The 2,041-nt window shown below is 65.1% G+C and carries 3 protein-coding genes; all 3 read right to left on the bottom strand.

The window, feature by feature from the left end:
- On the bottom strand, positions 1–669 hold a 669-nt coding region (locus RTX98_RS19980; protein WP_312798626.1), incomplete at its 3' end, for a cobaltochelatase subunit CobN.
- Positions 670–681: 12 nt separating this feature from the next.
- Positions 682–1,719: a cobalamin biosynthesis protein CobW gene (gene cobW / locus RTX98_RS19975; protein WP_312798624.1), complete on the bottom strand. Its 1,038-nt coding sequence runs from the start codon at positions 1,717–1,719 to the stop codon at positions 682–684.
- On the bottom strand, positions 1,716–2,041 hold a 326-nt coding region (locus RTX98_RS19970), incomplete at its 5' end, for a DUF1636 domain-containing protein (protein ID WP_312798623.1). The genes RTX98_RS19970 and cobW, both read right to left, overlap by 4 nt.

Below are 2,041 nucleotides of genomic sequence, written 5' to 3'. Positions count from 1 at the left end.
CGGCACGGGCTTGAGGCCGCGCGTGGCGAGTTCGTCGGCGAGTGCATCGATCGGCGCGACATCATCGGCGAGCAGCATGGAGCGGTAGAACAGGATCAGGACGGGTGATCCCGGGCCCGCTTCGTCTTGCCGATAACAGCCGGCGCGTGGAAGCGGCTCGGCTTCTTCAACCGCGCGCTCTTGCCCCGCCAGCATCGCCATGCGCTCGACCACGCGGCGCATGTTCTCCGTCCCGCCTTCGCGGAAGCAGGCGAGCAGCGCCTGCCGCTCGGCGGGTTCCATCGTGGACAGAGCAGCCAGCCGCTCGTCCTCGACTCGGCATTCACCGGGCAGAAGCGCCAGCTTCACGCCGTGCCGGCGCGCGGTTTCGCCCAGGCGATCGCAGCCGTAACGCCACCAGTCATAGCCGCCCAGCACACGCACGACGATGACCTTGGCTTGGCTTGCGATGCGGTCGACCCAGAGATCGACGGACATTGGGTGGCGCAGATCGCGCAGCGCAGCGAGGCGCAAATCCGGCAGCGTTTCGTCAGCCTTGGCCGCACGGTCGAGACTGGCGAGGTCGCTGTCGGAGAAAGACAGCGCAACCATGTCCGCAGGCTGTTGGTCGAGATCGACAGGCTCGATCAGGTCATCCAGCGAAGCGGTCGTGGTTGCGAGGATGTGCATGGCGGCAGTGTACTACGCGGCGAGGATTTTCTCGATGGCCTGACGATCGAGACCCTTCAGGCCGATCACCACCAGCCGCGTGCCGCGTGTTTCATCGGCCTTCCACGGGCGATCATAGTAATGCGCGACGCGCGGACCAACGGCCTGGACGAGGAGGCGCATCGGCTTGCCGGACACTTCGGCGAAGCCCTTCAGGCGCAGAACGTTCTCGGTTTCGGCAGCGCGTGCCACCTTTGCGGCGAGCGCATCGGGATCGGTGATCGCCGGCAATTCGACAATGAAGGTATCGAAGTCGTCATGCTCGTGGTCGAAAGCGCCGTCATGGCCGGTCTTGCGGTTCTCGATATCGTCTTCCACCGCAAGCCCGAGGCCGAGGAATACGGCCGGATCGATCTGGCCATGGGCTGATGGAACGATCTTCACCGCGCGCGGCAGATGGCCGGCGATACGGGCTTCGGCACGGCTAACGGCGTCGGCATCGAGCAGATCGCTTTTCGACAGCACGATGAGGTCGGCGCAGGCGATCTGGTCGTCGAACACTTCTTCGACGGGATCGTCATGGTCGAGCGACTCATCGGCCGCGCGCTGCGCTTGCAGGGCGTCCATGTCGGACGCGACCTGCCCCTCGGCCAGTGCCGGGCCATCCACCACGGCAACGACGCCATCGACCGTGACACGGTTCTTGATCGCCGGCCACTGGAAGGCCTGGATCAGTGGCTTGGGCAGAGCGAGGCCGGAGGTCTCGATCAGGATGTGATCGACCTTCGGCTCCAGCGCCAGGATCTGGTCGAGGGCGGGCGCGAAATCATCGGCCACCGTGCAGCAGATGCAGCCATTGGCGAGTTCGACGATATTTTCGTCCGGGCAGTTCTCAACGCCGCAGCTTTTCAGGATCTCGCCATCGATGCCGACATCGCCGAACTCGTTGACGATGATGGCGATGCGTTTGTCGCCCGACTTTTCCAGCATGGAGCGCAGCAGCGTGGTCTTGCCTGCCCCGAGAAAGCCGGTGACGACGGTGCAGGGAGTGCGGTCGGCTGAAACGCTCATGGCAGGTCCTTCAAATGGTCGCATGTCGGGATGCGCGCGATCAAACCGCGCTTCAAGGCTTCAGGGCGGGCGCGAAACGGCATGAACGGGTCCGATGACGTCGCGAAGAGTTCGGCGCCGGCAATGATGTCTTGCGCGCTCCCCTCGTCGAGCTCGCCGAACAGGTAGCTCCAGCCGCCGTCGCGCAGCATGGCGACGCTGATGCCGCGCCGGCAATTGCCGAGGCAGCCGACGGCTTGCACGGTGATGTCGGTGTTCTTTGCCGCTTCGGTGACGGCTTCGAGCAGGCGGGAGCCGGGGCGCACCCCATCTGCCGGCATGT

It is taken from the genome of Tianweitania sp., assembly GCF_032053605.1.
Taxonomy (GTDB): Bacteria; Pseudomonadota; Alphaproteobacteria; order Rhizobiales; family Rhizobiaceae; genus Tianweitania.
The sequence above is the reverse complement of the archived record's forward strand: the minus strand, read 5'-3'. Positions and strand labels throughout refer to the sequence as shown.